This is a genomic window from Paraburkholderia sp. D1E (assembly GCF_052682275.1).
Genome location: NZ_JBQYMB010000001.1, coordinates 5,336,754 through 5,350,503, shown reverse-complemented (window position 1 = coordinate 5,350,503; position 13,750 = coordinate 5,336,754). Strand labels below are relative to the sequence as shown.

Here is a 13,750-nt window from a genome sequence, read left to right as displayed (position 1 = left end):
TGAAACGGCGACGCGCCGCCGTCTCATGCGCTGAGCGTTTATAATCGTTTGCTTTGCGGCATCTCGCCCGCCCTACCTCAAACCCGTTATCGTGAGAGTCTTCCGCGGTCTTCCCAATGCTGAAAGCCGTGCGCCCTGCGCACTGACCATCGGCAACTTCGACGGTGTCCACCGCGGCCATCAGGCTTTGCTCGCCCACGTCCGGGCCGCGGCCGATGCACGCGGCCTGCCCGTTTGCGTGATGACCTTCGAACCGCACCCGCGCGAGTTCTTCAACCCGGCTGGCGCGCCGCCGCGAATCGCAATGTTGCGCGACAAGCTCGAGGCGCTGCGCACCAACGGTGTCGACCGGGTCGTGGTCGAGCATTTCAATCACACCTTCGCCAGCCAGTCGCCGGATACGTTTGTCGAACGGATCATCGTCAACGGGCTGCATGCTCGCTGGGTGATGATCGGCGACGACTTCCGGTACGGCGCGAAGCGCGCGGGCGATTTCGCGTCGCTCAAGACCGCGGGGCAGCAGCACGGTTTCGAAGTGGAGCAGATGGCAACCGTGGCCGATCCGTCCGGCGCGCGCATTTCCAGTTCAGGCGTACGCGCGGCGCTAGTGGCGGGCGATCTCGATTCGGCGCGCGCCGCGCTGGGCCGCGACTACCTGATTAGCGGCCATGTCGTGCATGGCATGAAGCTCGGCCGCGATCTCGGTTTCCCCACGCTCAATTTGACGATCGCGCACAAGCGCCCGGCGCTCGCCGGTATTTTCGTGGTGCGCGTGCATGGCGTGGCGGACGAACCGTTGCCGGGCGTCGCCAGCCTCGGCCTGCGTCCCACCGTCGACGATTCTGGCCGCGTGCTGCTCGAGGTGCATCTGCTCGACTGGCACGGCGATGCGTATGGCAAACTCGTGCGCGTCGAATTCCTGAAAAAGCTGCGCGACGAGGAAAAATACGTCGACCTCGAAACGCTGACCGCCGCCATCGCGCGCGACGTCGCCAATGCCCGCGCGTGGTTCGCGGCCGTCGGCGCCGGCACGCCGGGCAGCCGCTCCACCGGTTTCGCCACCTCGGCCACCGACCGAATTAGATAGCCGCCGCGGTACATGCGAGCGCGCCAAGCGCTGCATGTATCCACTGCTGCGCGCATCGAAGGGCGTCCGTGGATCACGCGACATGCCTGCCGGGCGCGCCCAACGCCCTGCGCTTCATGCGCATACCGCAGCCTCGCTGCGCTTAGAAAGAATTCACCGCGACCTCATCATGAGCAACAAGAAAGCCGATTCGAAACCGCAGTCACGCTACCCCGTCAACCTGCTCGACACGCCGTTCCCGATGCGTGGCGACCTGCCCAAGCGCGAGCCGCAATGGGTCAAGGAATGGCAGGAACGGAAGGTCTACGAAACGATCCGCGCCGCCAGCAAAGGCCGTAAAAAGTTCATCCTGCACGACGGCCCGCCGTATGCGAACGGCGACATCCACCTCGGCCACGCGGTGAACAAGATCCTCAAGGACATGATCGTCAAGGCGCGCAATCTGGCGGGCTTCGACGCGGTCTACGTGCCGGGCTGGGATTGCCACGGCATGCCGATCGAAATCCAGATCGAAAAGCAGTTCGGCAAGTCGCTGCCGGCCGCTGAAGTGATGCAGAAGGCGCGTGCTTACGCGACCGAACAGATCGAGAAGCAGAAGGTCGGCTTCCGGCGTCTCGGCGTGCTCGGCGACTGGGACAATCCGTACAAGACGATGAACTTCACGAACGAGGCCGGCGAAATCCGTGCGCTCGCGAAGATCATGGAAAAGGGCTACGTATTCCGCGGCCTGAAGCCGGTCAACTGGTGTTTCGACTGCGGTTCGGCCTTGGCCGAAGCGGAAGTCGAATACGCGGACAAGACCGATCCGACCATCGACGTGCTGTTCAGCTTCGCCGAGCCGGAAAAGACCGCGCAGGCCTTCGGCTTGAACGCACTGCCGCGCAATGAAGGCGGCATTGTCATCTGGACCACCACGCCGTGGACCATCCCCGCCAACCAGGCGCTGAACCTCCACCCGGAAATCGTCTACGCATTGGTCGACACGCCGCGCGGCTTGCTGATCCTCGCTGAAGAACGCGTTGAAGCATGCCTGAAACAGTACGAACTGGAAGGGACGATCGTCGCGACCGCGCCGGGCGCGAAGCTCGTCAACCTGCGCTTTAACCATCCGCTCGCCTCTGCTCATCCGAGCTACAAGCGCACGGCGCCGGTTTATCTCGGCGACTATGTGACAACCGAATCGGGTACGGGTGTGGTCCACTCGTCGCCGGCCTACGGCGTGGAAGACTTCGTGTCGTGCAAGGCGCACGGCATGTCGGATTCGGACATCATCAACCCGGTGATGGGCGACGGCCGTTACATCGAATCGCTCGCGCTGTTCGGCGGCCTGTCGATCTGGGCGGCCAATCCGCAGATCATCGAGGCCCTGCAAGCAGCGGGCTCACTGTTACGCACCGAGAAGTACAAGCACAGCTACATGCACTGCTGGCGCCACAAGACGCCGATCATCTACCGTGCAACCTCGCAGTGGTTCGCCGGCATGGACGTGAAGCCGAACGACACCGACAAGACCCTGCGCGAAACCGCGCTCGAAGGCATCGAGAACACCGCTTTCTATCCGTCGTGGGGCAAGCAGCGTCTGTTCAGCATGATCGCGAATCGCCCGGACTGGACGCTGTCGCGTCAACGTCAATGGGGCGTGCCGATGGCGTTCTTCGTGCATAAGGAAACCGGCGAACTGCACCCGCGCACACTAGAACTGCTCGAAGAAGTCGCGCAACGCGTCGAGAAGGCCGGCATCGAAGCGTGGCAAACGCTCGACCCGCGCGAACTGCTCGGCGACGACGCCAACATGTACGAGAAGAACCGCGACACGCTCGACGTCTGGTTCGATTCGGGCACGACGCATTGGCACGTGCTGCGCGGCTCGCATAAAGACGAACTGCAGTTCCCGGCCGACCTGTATCTGGAAGGCTCGGACCAGCACCGCGGCTGGTTCCACTCGTCGCTGCTGACGGCTTCGATGCTAGACGGCCGCCCGCCCTACAACGCGTTGCTCACGCACGGCTTCACCGTCGACGGCGAAGGCCGCAAGATGAGCAAGTCGCTCGGCAACGGTATCGACCCGCATGAAGTGGCGAACCGGCTCGGCGCGGAAATCATCCGTCTGTGGATCGCGTCGACCGATTACTCGGGCGAACTGGCGATCTCGGAGGAAATCCTGAAGCGCGTGACGGAAGGCTATCGCCGCATCCGCAACACGCTGCGCTTCCTGCTCGCGAACCTGTCGGACTTCGACTTCGCGCAACACGCGCGTCCGGTCGAAGACTGGCTCGAGATCGATCGTTACGCGGTGGCGCTGTCGGCGAATCTGCAAAACGACATCCTCTCGCACTACGACAAGTACGAGTTCCACCCGGTGGTCGCGAAACTGCAGACGTTCTGCTCGGAAGACCTGGGCGGCTTCTATCTGGACGTGCTGAAAGACCGTCTGTACACCACGGCCGTTGACTCCGTCGCACGCCGTTCGGCCCAGACCGCGCTGTATCACATCGCCCACGGTCTGCTGCGCCTGATCGCGCCTTTCCTGTCGTTCACGGCCGAAGAAGCGTGGAAGATCTTCTCGCCGAACAGCGAAACGATCTTCACCGAGACCTATCACGCGTTCCCGGCAGTGCCGCAAGCCGGTGCCCTGCTCGACAAATGGACGCTGCTGCGCGCCGCGCGTAGCGACGTGACCAAGGCGCTGGAAGAAGCACGTGTGGCGAACCTGATCGGTTCGTCGCTGCAGGCCGAAGTCGAAGTCCGCGCGAGCGGTGCGCGTTACGACGCGCTCGCCAGCCTTGCCGACGACCTGAAGTTCGTGCTGATCACGTCGGCGGCAAGCGTTGTGAAGGTCGAGAGCGAAGCGGAAGAAGGCGTCGAAGTGATCGCCTCGAAATATCTGAAGTGCGAACGCTGCTGGCACTACCGCGCGGACGTCGGCGCAAACGCCGAGCACCCCAACCTGTGCGGCCGCTGCTTCAGTAACCTGTTCGGCAACGGCGAAACGAGGAGCGCGGCATAATGGCAAGAACCATGTCGAAAACGTCGTCCGGAAACAGTTCGCTGGCACCCTGGCTTGGCGTCGCGCTGATCGTGATCCTGTTCGATCAGTTGACGAAGATCGCGGTGCAGAAGGTGTTCGCCTACGGTGTTCCGCATGAGGTCACGCCGTTTTTTAACCTGATCCTCGTGTACAACCGTGGCGCCGCCTTCAGCTTCCTCGCGATGGCGGGCGGCTGGCAGCGCTGGGCGTTCACCGCGCTCGGCGTGGTCGCAGCGCTCGTGATCTGCTACCTGCTCAAGCGTCACGGCGGACAGAAGATGTTCTGCACGGCGCTCTCGCTGATTCTCGGCGGCGCGCTCGGCAATGTGATCGACCGGCTCGCGTACGGCCATGTGATCGACTTTCTCGATTTTCACGTGCGCACGTGGCACTGGCCGGCGTTCAATCTCGCCGACAGCGCGATCACGATCGGCGCGATCCTGCTCGTGCTCGACGAGTTGCGGCGCGTGCGTGGCTCGCGCTAACGCCACTCAGGCTGCTGGCGCCGCGCTTTATGTACGCGTTGCGTCCGGGCTGATGTTTGATGTTTGCGCTCAGGTCCGCGCTTACGGCCGATTCGTAGGCGGCTAACGGTGCGACACCCGCACTGCGGGCCGCCACCACGCTTTGTCGGAGGCTTTCGTTGGCAACCGCAGAACTCGCAGGAAAACACCTCGTCCTCGGCATGACGGGCGGCATTGCCTGCTACAAGATCGCCGAACTCACGCGTCTGCTGACCAAGGCCGGCGCGAGCGTGCAGGTCGTGATGACCGAAGCGGCCACGCAGTTCATCACCCCCATCACGATGCAGGCGTTATCCGGCCGCCCCGTCTACACGAGCCAGTGGGACGGTCGCGTGCCGAACAACATGGCGCACATCGATTTGTCGCGTGAAGCCGACGCGATCGTTATTGCGCCCGCCTCCACCGACTTCCTCGCTAAACTCGCGCACGGCATGGCCGACGATCTGCTCTCGACCCTATGTGTCGCGCGCGACTGTCCTCTGCTCGTCGTGCCGGCGATGAACCGGCAGATGTGGCAAAACCCGGCCACCCAACGCAACGTCACGCAACTGCGCGCGGACGGCATTGAAGTGCTCGGCCCCGATTCGGGTCCGCAGGCGTGCGGCGAAACCGGCGACGGGCGCATGTTGGAAGCAGCCGCCACGTTTGAGGCGATTGCGTCATTCTTCTCACCCAAGATCCTGTCCGGTCGTCGCGTGTTGCTGACCGCCGGCCCGACCTTCGAGCCGCTCGATCCGGTGCGCGGCATCACCAATCGTTCGAGTGGCAAGATGGGCTTTGCGTTGGCACGCGCCGCGCAACAAGCGGGGGCCGAGGTGCATCTGGTGGCTGGCCCGGTCGCACTGGAAACGCCGTGGGGCGTGTTCCGCGAAGATGTGCAAACCGCGCAGCAGATGCACGACGCGGTGATGCGCTCGGTCGCCGACGCCGACATCTTCATCGGCGTGGCTGCGGTGGCCGACTGGCGCGTCGATCACGCCAGTGATCACAAAATCAAGAAGGCCGCCGACCACGCACTGCCCACCTTCACATTCGTCGAGAATCCGGACATCCTCGCATCCGTCGCCAAGCTGCCGCATCCGCCTTTTGCGGTCGGCTTTGCAGCGGAAAGCGGCGACCTTGAAGTGCACGGCGAAGAAAAACGCGTGCGCAAAAAGGTGCCGCTGCTGATCGGCAATCTCGGCCCACTCACTTTCGGTCTCGACGACAACGAGGTGATCCTGTTCGAAGCAGGCGGTGTGACAAAACTGCCGCGCGCAGACAAGCAGACGCTCGCGCGCGCCTTGATCGTTGAGATTGCCAGGCGTCTGCCCGACACAAGTCTGATCCGCTAAAGCCGCGCCCGGCGGCGCGTGCTGCGCTCGCCGCAAGCGCCTCTAGCGCACCGAATTATCTGTATCTGGAGCAGTACTGACATGACGCTACTTTCCGTGCTCGATCAAACGCCCGTGATCGGCGGGCACTCAGTGGCGGACGCAATCGCGGCCACCGTCGAACTCGCGCAGCTTGCCGACGATCTCGGCTACACGCGCTATTGGTGCGCCGAGCATCACGGCTTGCGCGGCGTGTCGAATCCCTGCCCTGAGGTGATGCTGGCGCGCCTCGGCAGCGTAACCAAACGTATTCGCCTCGGCTCCGGCGGCGTGATGTTGCCATACTACAGCCCGTTCAAAGTCGCCGAGCAATTCATGATGCTCGAGGCGCTGTTCCCGAATCGCATCGATCTCGGCGTGGGACGCGCGCCGGGCGGCGACATGCAAACGGCCCAAGCGGTGGCCGCCGGCGCCTACAATCGCGGCGACATTTTCCCGCAGCAGGTCGCGGATCTGGTCGGCCTGATGCACGGCACGCTGCCCGAAGGTCATCTCGCGCGTGGCGTGCTTCTACAACCGCAGGTCGGCACGCGCCCACAACTCTGGATGCTCGGTTCGAGCGAATTCGGCGGCTTGCTGGCGGCTCAACTCGGTATCCGCTTCGCATTCGCGCACTTCATCAACGCACATTTCGGGCAGCAAGTGGCGCTCGCTTACCGCGAGCGCTTCAAAGCCAGTCAGGAAGCCCAGCAGCCTTATCTGGCCGCCGCAGTATTCGTAATCTGCGCGGACACCGAGCAGGAAGCAGCCGACCTGGAGAAAGCCGTCGATTTGCGCCGCGTGCAAATGGCTTATGGCCTGAATGAACCGATTCCGACAATTGAACAGGGCATCGCGCAGGAATATGGCGAGCGCGAGCGCCTGGTGATCGACCGCGAGAAACCGCGCAGCATCATCGGCACGCCGGAAACCGTCACCGAACGCATGCAAGACTTGCAGGCGCAGTTCCAGGCCGACGAACTGATCGTGCTCACCGTCGCGGGCAGCTACCGCGCCCGGCTACGCTCCTACGAACTTCTCGCCAACGCGTTCCAACTCGGACGCCCAACCTCCACTCCTTAAACCTTCGAACCTGCATGAAACTCGAACTGAAGATTCTCGATACGCGCATGCGCGACCAACTCCCGGCCTACGCAACCACCGGCAGCGCGGGCCTTGACCTGCGCGCCTGCCTCGACGAACCGTTGACGCTGAAACCCGGTGAGACGGCACTGGTGCCGACGGGCCTCGCGATTCACGTCGGCGATCCGGGTTACGCGGCATTGATTCTGCCGCGTTCGGGTCTGGGCCATAAGCACGGCATCGTGCTGGGCAACCTGGTCGGCCTGATCGATTCGGATTATCAAGGTCAGCTGATGATCTCGACGTGGAATCGTGGCGAGACCACATTCGTCCTGAATCCCATGGAACGCCTTGCGCAGTTGGTGATCGTGCCGGTGGTGCAGGCCGAGTTCAATATCGTGGATGATTTCGCGGAAAGCGAGCGTGGCGCCGGCGGTTTCGGCAGTACGGGCAAGCACTAAGGATGCCGTATCACTCTGCGGCATGGACCGCAAAGTAACGCAATCGAAAACGCAAAAAGCAGAACGGCGCGGGGTTCAACCCGCGCCGTTCTGCTTTCAGAGGTACGACCAAGACTTACTCGACTGACTTACTCCACCTCAACCGCTTCCGGATTCGGATTACGCGGCGCCGGATGCTCGTCGAAGGTCAGCTGCACCTTGTCTTCTGCATCCACGTCGACCGTCACGCGACCGCCATTCATCAACTTGCCGAACAGCAACTCGTCAGCCAGTGCACGACGAATCGTGTCCTGAATCAGACGTTGCATCGGCCGCGCGCCCATCAACGGATCGAAACCGTGCTTGGCGAGGTGAGCACGCAGCGCGTCGGTAAAGAGCGCATCGACCTTCTTCTCGTGCAACTGATCTTCCAGTTGCATCAGGAACTTGTCGACCACACGCATGATGATTTCTTCATCGAGCGAGCGGAAGCTGATCGTCGCGTCCAGACGGTTACGGAACTCCGGCGTGAACATACGCTTGATGTCGACCATTTCGTCGCCGGTTTCCCGACGATTCGTGAAGCCGATCACCGACTTGCCCATTGCTTCGGCGCCCGCGTTCGTCGTCATGATGATGATGACGTTGCGGAAATCCGCCTTGCGGCCGTTGTTGTCCGTCAGCGTGCCGTGATCCATTACCTGCAGCAGCACGTTGTAGATGTCCGGATGCGCCTTCTCGATTTCGTCGAGCAGCAGCACGCAATGCGGCTTCTTCGTGACGGCTTCGGTCAACAGACCGCCCTGATCGAAACCGACATAGCCCGGCGGCGCGCCGATTAAACGGCTGACCGCATGACGCTCCATGTACTCCGACATGTCGAAGCGGATCAACTCGATCCCCAGCGTGAACGCCAGTTGCTTCGCCACTTCCGTCTTGCCGACACCAGTCGGGCCGGAGAACAGGAACGCGCCGATCGGCTTGTCCAGCTTGCCGAGGCCCGCGCGCGCCATCTTGATCGCGGCTGACAGCGCGTCGATGGCCGGATCTTGCCCGAACACCACGCTCTTCAGATCGCGATCCAGCGTTTGCAGCTTGCTGCGATCGTCTTGCGACACGCTTTGCGGCGGGACACGGGCAATCTTCGAGATAATTTCTTCGATCTCGTTCTTGCCGATGGTCTTCTTCTGCTTCGACTTCGGCAGGATACGTTGCGCCGCGCCTGCTTCGTCGATTACGTCGATCGCCTTGTCCGGCAAATGACGATCCGTGATAAAGCGTGCCGACAGTTCAGCCGCGGCCGACAGCGCACCCGACGAATACTTCACGCCGTGATGCTCTTCGAAGCGCGACTTCAGACCACGCAGAATCGCCACCGTCTGTTCGACGGTCGGCTCGGTCACGTCGACCTTCTGGAAACGGCGCGACAAAGCCGCGTCTTTTTCGAAGATGCCGCGATATTCGGTGAACGTGGTCGCGCCGATGCACTTGAGCGTGCCCGACGACAACGCCGGCTTCAGCAGATTCGAGGCATCGAGCGTGCCGCCCGACGCAGCACCCGCACCGATCAGCGTATGAATTTCGTCGATGAACAGGATTGCGTGCGGACGTTCCTTCAATTCCTTGAGGACCGTCTTCAGGCGTTGTTCAAAGTCGCCGCGATATTTGGTGCCGGCGAGCAGCGCGCCCATGTCGAGCGAATACACCTGCGCATCGGCCAGAATATCCGGCACTTCGCCGCGCGTAATGCGCCAGGCGAGCCCTTCGGCGATGGCCGTCTTGCCGACACCGGCCTCACCGACCAGTAGCGGATTGTTTTTGCGCCGACGGCACAGCACCTGCACCACGCGCTCGACTTCCGACTCGCGCCCGATCAGCGGATCGATGCGGCCGTCTTTCGCCATCTGGTTCAGGTTCTGCGTGAACTGGGCGAGCGGCGTTTCTTTCTGCGCGGCGGCTTCGTCGGACTCGGCATTCGCGTCGCTCGCTTTCGCGGCGTCGGTACTGCTGGTCTTGGCGATGCCATGCGAGATGAAATTCACCACATCCAGACGCGTCACGCCCTGCTGCTGCAGGTAGTACACCGCGTGCGAATCCTTCTCGCCGAAGATCGCAACCAGCACATTCGCGCCGGTCACTTCCTTCTTGCCATTCGAGGTGGACTGCACATGCATGATCGCACGCTGGATCACACGCTGAAAACCCAGCGTGGGCTGCGTGTCGACGTCGTCCGTGCCAGGCACGGTAGGCGTATTGTCATGAATGAAGTTGCGCAGGTTCTGGCGCAGATCCTCGATATTGGCCGCGCATGCACGCAACACTTCCGCCGCCGTTGGATTGTCCAACAGTGCCAGCAAAAGATGTTCGACCGTTATGAACTCGTGCCGCGCCTGGCGCGCTTCCATGAACGCCATGTGCAGGCTGACTTCCAGTTCCTGGGCAATCATGCTTCCTCCATCACACACTGCAGCGGATGCCCGGCCTGCCGTGCGTGGGTAACAACTTGCTCGACTTTGGTCGACGCGATGTCCCGCGTATAGACCCCACAAACTCCCCTGCCCTCGCGATGCACCTTCAACATGACCTGTGTTGCGGTTTCACGATCTTTATTGAAATATTCCTGCACGATCATCACGACAAATTCCATTGGCGTGAAGTCGTCATTCAGCAGCACCACCTTGTACATGGAAGGCGGCTTCAGCTTCTTTTCCTGCCGCTCCAGTACGGTGCCGTCCTGCTTGTCCGGGATAATCGCCATACACCCATTCTAAACAACTAGGACAGGCCCGCAATCCTGTCAAAACCCGGCCAACCGGCCGGTGAGCCCGTTCGCTACGCCTGATGGGTAATTACCCCCAACGGCGTTGCGTCATTCGACGAGCCGATTGCGGAGCCGGCCCCTATCCTGTGATGCGTCGCAGCCGTGCTGCGCCGCAGTCGGATCGAGTATCGCACAACCTGCCAGTGCTGGCTGAAGGCACCCGCCCCGGCCAGCGGACGGTGCGCAACCCGCAGAACAGCATGTGAGTCGATTATGCGACTTTTCAAGACAGCACGCTTGCGCAACCGCACATAACAAAATAAAAGCGGGAAAAACCCTGGAAAACGCCTGTTTGCAACGCGACAACGGCGTCTCAAAATTTTCTTGACACTCGAATAAAGAGCCTCAACAATCAAGCTGGCACTTTTTTCACTGAGCCATAATTCGAAAAAATGCCGATGGTGAGCTTGTGAGGAGGGGGCGACTGCATCGCGGTCGTCGAGCTTTTCGAGGGCTCGTGGTAGTGACATGAGTTACAGGGGAAGTTGGAATGGCAACTGGTACGGTCAAATGGTTCAATGACGCAAAAGGTTTCGGATTCATCACGCCTGACGAAGGGGGTGAGGATCTGTTTGCACACTTCTCGGCCATCCAGATGAATGGGTTCAAAACCCTCAAGGAAGGTCAAAAAGTAACCTTCGAGGTCGTGCAAGGCCCGAAAGGCAAACAGGCATCGAACATCCAGGCACCTGCCTGAAACTGTTCGTTACCCGTCCTTTGAAACCCGGCTTCGTGCCGGGTTTCTTTTTTTGGGCGTCTCCTTCTAGTGTCAGGTGACCGCGGCCGCGATCTCGATCTCGATCTCGATCGGCAGGCGGACCTTGTCCCAATTATCGGAAATTCCACCGGTTTTCCGTAAGCTTCCGGCTTCCCCTTTGCCGGCGCGTATGCGGCCTGGATGCTCCAGAACAAAAAACCCCGGCCACCTCACGGTGCCGGGGTTCTGAATTCGAGCTGGAGAACCCAGCGCGAATCGCTTACATATTCTCAATCAACACCTGGCCAAAGCCCGAACACGACACCTGCGTCGCGCCTTCCATCAAGCGCGCGAAATCATACGTGACCCGTTTTTGCAAAATCGACTTTTCCATCGACTTGATGATCAGATCGGCCGCTTCAGTCCAACCCATGTGACGCAGCATCATCTCGGCCGAGAGAATTTCCGAACCCGGATTCACGTAGTCTTTGCCGGCGTACTTCGGCGCAGTGCCGTGCGTGGCTTCGAACATGGCGACCGAATCCGACATGTTCGCGCCCGGCGCGATCCCGATACCGCCGACTTGTGCGGCCAGCGCGTCCGATACATAGTCGCCGTTCAGATTCAGCGTGGCGATCACATCGTATTCCGCCGGACGCAGCAGGATCTGCTGGAGAAATGCATCAGCAATCACGTCTTTCAGCACGATGTCGCCACCCGTTTTCGGGTTCTTGATCTTCATCCACGGACCGCCGTCGATCAGCTCCGCGGCGAATTCCTTTTGCGCCAGTGCATAACCGTAGTCACGGAATGCGCCTTCCGTGAACTTCATGATGTTGCCCTTGTGCACGAGTGTGACCGAGCGGCGATCGTTGTCGAGCGCATACTGGATCGCCTTGCGCACCAGACGCTCCGTACCTTCGCGCGACACCGGCTTGATACCGATCCCCGAGGTTTCCGGAAAGCGGATCTTCTTCACACCCATTTCTTCCCGCAGGAACTTGATGACCTTCCTGGCCTGTTCCGACTCGGCGGGCCATTCGATACCGGCATAGATGTCTTCCGAGTTCTCACGGAAGATCACCATATTGGTCTTCTCAGGTTCGCGCACCGGCGAAGGCACGCCTTTGAAGTACTGCACCGGGCGCAGGCAAACATACAGATCGAGTTCCTGACGCAGCGCGACGTTCAGCGAACGGATACCGCCGCCGACCGGCGTGGTGAGCGGACCTTTGATCGAGACGACGTATTCCTTCAGCACCTGCAGCGTTTCTTCCGGCAGCCACACGTCCGGGCCGTACACCTTGGTCGACTTCTCGCCGGCGTAGATTTCCATCCAGTGGATTTTCTTCTTGCCTGCATAGGCTTTTTCTACTGCGGCATCCACCACTTTCAACATCACCGGCGTGATGTCGAGGCCCGTTCCGTCGCCTTCGATATACGGAATGATGGGCTGGTCGGAAATATTGAGCGAGAAATCTGCGTTGACAGTGATCTTGTCACCGCCGGTCGGGACCTTGATGTGCTGATACGGCATGATCGGACTCCAGTGAAGGCTGTGCTGAAAGCTGATGGGAGACTGCGGAAACTGGGTGCTCCTCGCTACGCGCAATGCCGGACGCCCGCGAGCGGCCTGGTCGCCTATTCTAGCCCACGCCGACGCAGCAACGAGCCCATAGTGGCTCGGGGTTTTCCAACATCGTCGAAAATCAGAACCGGCAATCTGCTTAGTCTTATGTCTTATATAAGACACAAGACTAGTAGCGACTTATTATGCATTATTATTCCGCCATTTACTATCGGGCCAGCGCCTCTCCCGGCCTGCGTGGCATGCCCCCGCGCGCCGGCGTTGCCCGACCATCATTGATCCTCCTATGCGACTCCTCGCCCTGAATAAGCCGTTTGGCACTATCTGCCAGTTTTCGCCGCACGAAACGCGGGCATCGCTGGCCGACTGGGTAAAAGTACCCGGCGTCTATCCGGCGGGCCGGCTCGATTCCGATAGCGAGGGGCTGCTGCTTCTCACCGACGACGGTGCGCTGCAAGCGCGCATCGCCGAGCCGCGTCACAAACTGGTCAAACGGTATTGGGCGCAAGTGGAAGGCACGGTCGATGATGCCACTTTGAAGAGGCTCGCGCGCGGCGTCGATCTCGGCGACTACGTGACGCGGCCCTGCCGCGCTGAATACGTCGAGCCGGCCGACTCGCTATGGGCCCGCACGCCGCCGATCCGCTATCGCGCCGCGATTCCGACCACATGGATCGAATTGTCGATCACCGAGGGCAAGAACCGTCAGGTACGGCGCATGACCGCTGCGGTCGGTTTTCCGACGTTGCGCCTCGTGCGCGCCGGGGTCGGCGCCCTTGATATTTTTTCGCTCGGACTTCAACCGGGAGAGAGCATTGAATTGCCACTGAAGGCGCCATGGGAAGGCATCGTCTGAACGCGTTTACACGCGCACCACGTCTGCACCGGTCTCGCATCGAATCGGTATTTCGACCCGCAGCGAAAAAGCTAACTCGTTGTATCCGCAAACAAAATAGCGCGTGAAACCAACATGAAAAACGCGTGAAACAATTGCATTCGTATTCGCTGCGCAGTCATTCATTTGCTTCAGCACGTCGGCATATAAATTTTCCACAAAAAACACGTCAACCGGTGCGCGAGCTCACGCGTTATTCGACGCAGATGCCGCCCGAAGCTATCCGGCATTCAGC

11 protein-coding genes are annotated in these 13,750 nt (G+C 60.9%); 8 read left to right on the top strand and 3 right to left on the bottom strand.

The annotated features are described in order from the left end of the window. Positions 1-91: 91 nt before the first annotated feature. The 6 genes from ACUN0E_RS24010 to dut all read left to right on the top strand — a co-directional run bounded on the left by ACUN0E_RS24010 (position 92) and on the right by dut (position 7,535). Positions 92-1,087 carry a bifunctional riboflavin kinase/FAD synthetase gene (locus ACUN0E_RS24010; RefSeq protein ID WP_445568153.1) on the top strand — a complete coding sequence of 332 codons (996 nt, stop codon included), beginning with the start codon at positions 92-94 and terminating at the stop codon, positions 1,085-1,087. A gap of 169 nt (positions 1,088-1,256) precedes the next feature. After that, positions 1,257-4,094 (top strand): isoleucine--tRNA ligase, encoded by a 2,838-nt coding sequence (ileS, locus tag ACUN0E_RS24005; protein ID WP_445568152.1) that lies wholly within the window; start codon positions 1,257-1,259, stop codon positions 4,092-4,094. Continuing rightward, complete coding sequence (lspA, locus tag ACUN0E_RS24000; protein ID WP_408235173.1) at positions 4,094-4,600, top strand: signal peptidase II; 507 nt, start codon at positions 4,094-4,096, stop codon at positions 4,598-4,600. Before ileS ends, lspA begins: the two co-directional genes overlap by 1 nt. Positions 4,601-4,758: 158 nt before the next feature. Further along, positions 4,759-5,973 (top strand): bifunctional phosphopantothenoylcysteine decarboxylase/phosphopantothenate--cysteine ligase CoaBC, encoded by a 1,215-nt coding sequence (gene coaBC / locus ACUN0E_RS23995; RefSeq protein WP_445568151.1) that lies wholly within the window; start codon positions 4,759-4,761, stop codon positions 5,971-5,973. An 81-nt stretch (positions 5,974-6,054) separates the two neighbouring features. Then, complete coding sequence (locus tag ACUN0E_RS23990) at positions 6,055-7,074, top strand: LLM class flavin-dependent oxidoreductase (protein ID WP_445568150.1); 1,020 nt, start codon at positions 6,055-6,057, stop codon at positions 7,072-7,074. A 14-nt stretch (positions 7,075-7,088) separates the two neighbouring features. Next, positions 7,089-7,535 carry a dUTP diphosphatase gene (gene dut / locus ACUN0E_RS23985; RefSeq protein WP_445568149.1) on the top strand — a complete coding sequence of 149 codons (447 nt, stop codon included), beginning with the start codon at positions 7,089-7,091 and terminating at the stop codon, positions 7,533-7,535. Between the two features lie 128 nt (positions 7,536-7,663). On the opposite strand, the gene clpA is transcribed toward dut, so the two are convergent. After that, positions 7,664-9,961 carry an ATP-dependent Clp protease ATP-binding subunit ClpA gene (clpA, locus tag ACUN0E_RS23980; protein ID WP_120289911.1) on the bottom strand — a complete coding sequence of 766 codons (2,298 nt, stop codon included), beginning with the start codon at positions 9,959-9,961 and terminating at the stop codon, positions 7,664-7,666. Further along, positions 9,958-10,272: an ATP-dependent Clp protease adapter ClpS gene (gene clpS, locus ACUN0E_RS23975; RefSeq protein ID WP_006050100.1), complete on the bottom strand. Its 315-nt coding sequence runs from the start codon at positions 10,270-10,272 to the stop codon at positions 9,958-9,960. The genes clpA and clpS overlap by 4 nt, the downstream gene beginning before the upstream one ends. A gap of 553 nt (positions 10,273-10,825) precedes the next feature. Here clpS and ACUN0E_RS23970 point away from each other — a divergent pair. Next, entirely contained in the window at positions 10,826-11,032 is a 207-nt protein-coding gene (locus ACUN0E_RS23970; RefSeq protein WP_007180614.1) for a cold-shock protein, read from the top strand. A gap of 280 nt (positions 11,033-11,312) precedes the next feature. On the opposite strand, the gene icd is transcribed toward ACUN0E_RS23970, so the two are convergent. Further along, positions 11,313-12,569, bottom strand: coding sequence for an NADP-dependent isocitrate dehydrogenase (icd, locus tag ACUN0E_RS23965; protein WP_408235161.1), 1,257 nt, complete (start codon positions 12,567-12,569; stop codon positions 11,313-11,315). Between the two features lie 337 nt (positions 12,570-12,906). Between icd and ACUN0E_RS23960 the strand changes: the two genes are divergently transcribed. Next, positions 12,907-13,476 (top strand): pseudouridine synthase, encoded by a 570-nt coding sequence (locus ACUN0E_RS23960; protein WP_445568148.1) that lies wholly within the window; start codon positions 12,907-12,909, stop codon positions 13,474-13,476. Positions 13,477-13,750: the final 274 nt, after the last annotated feature.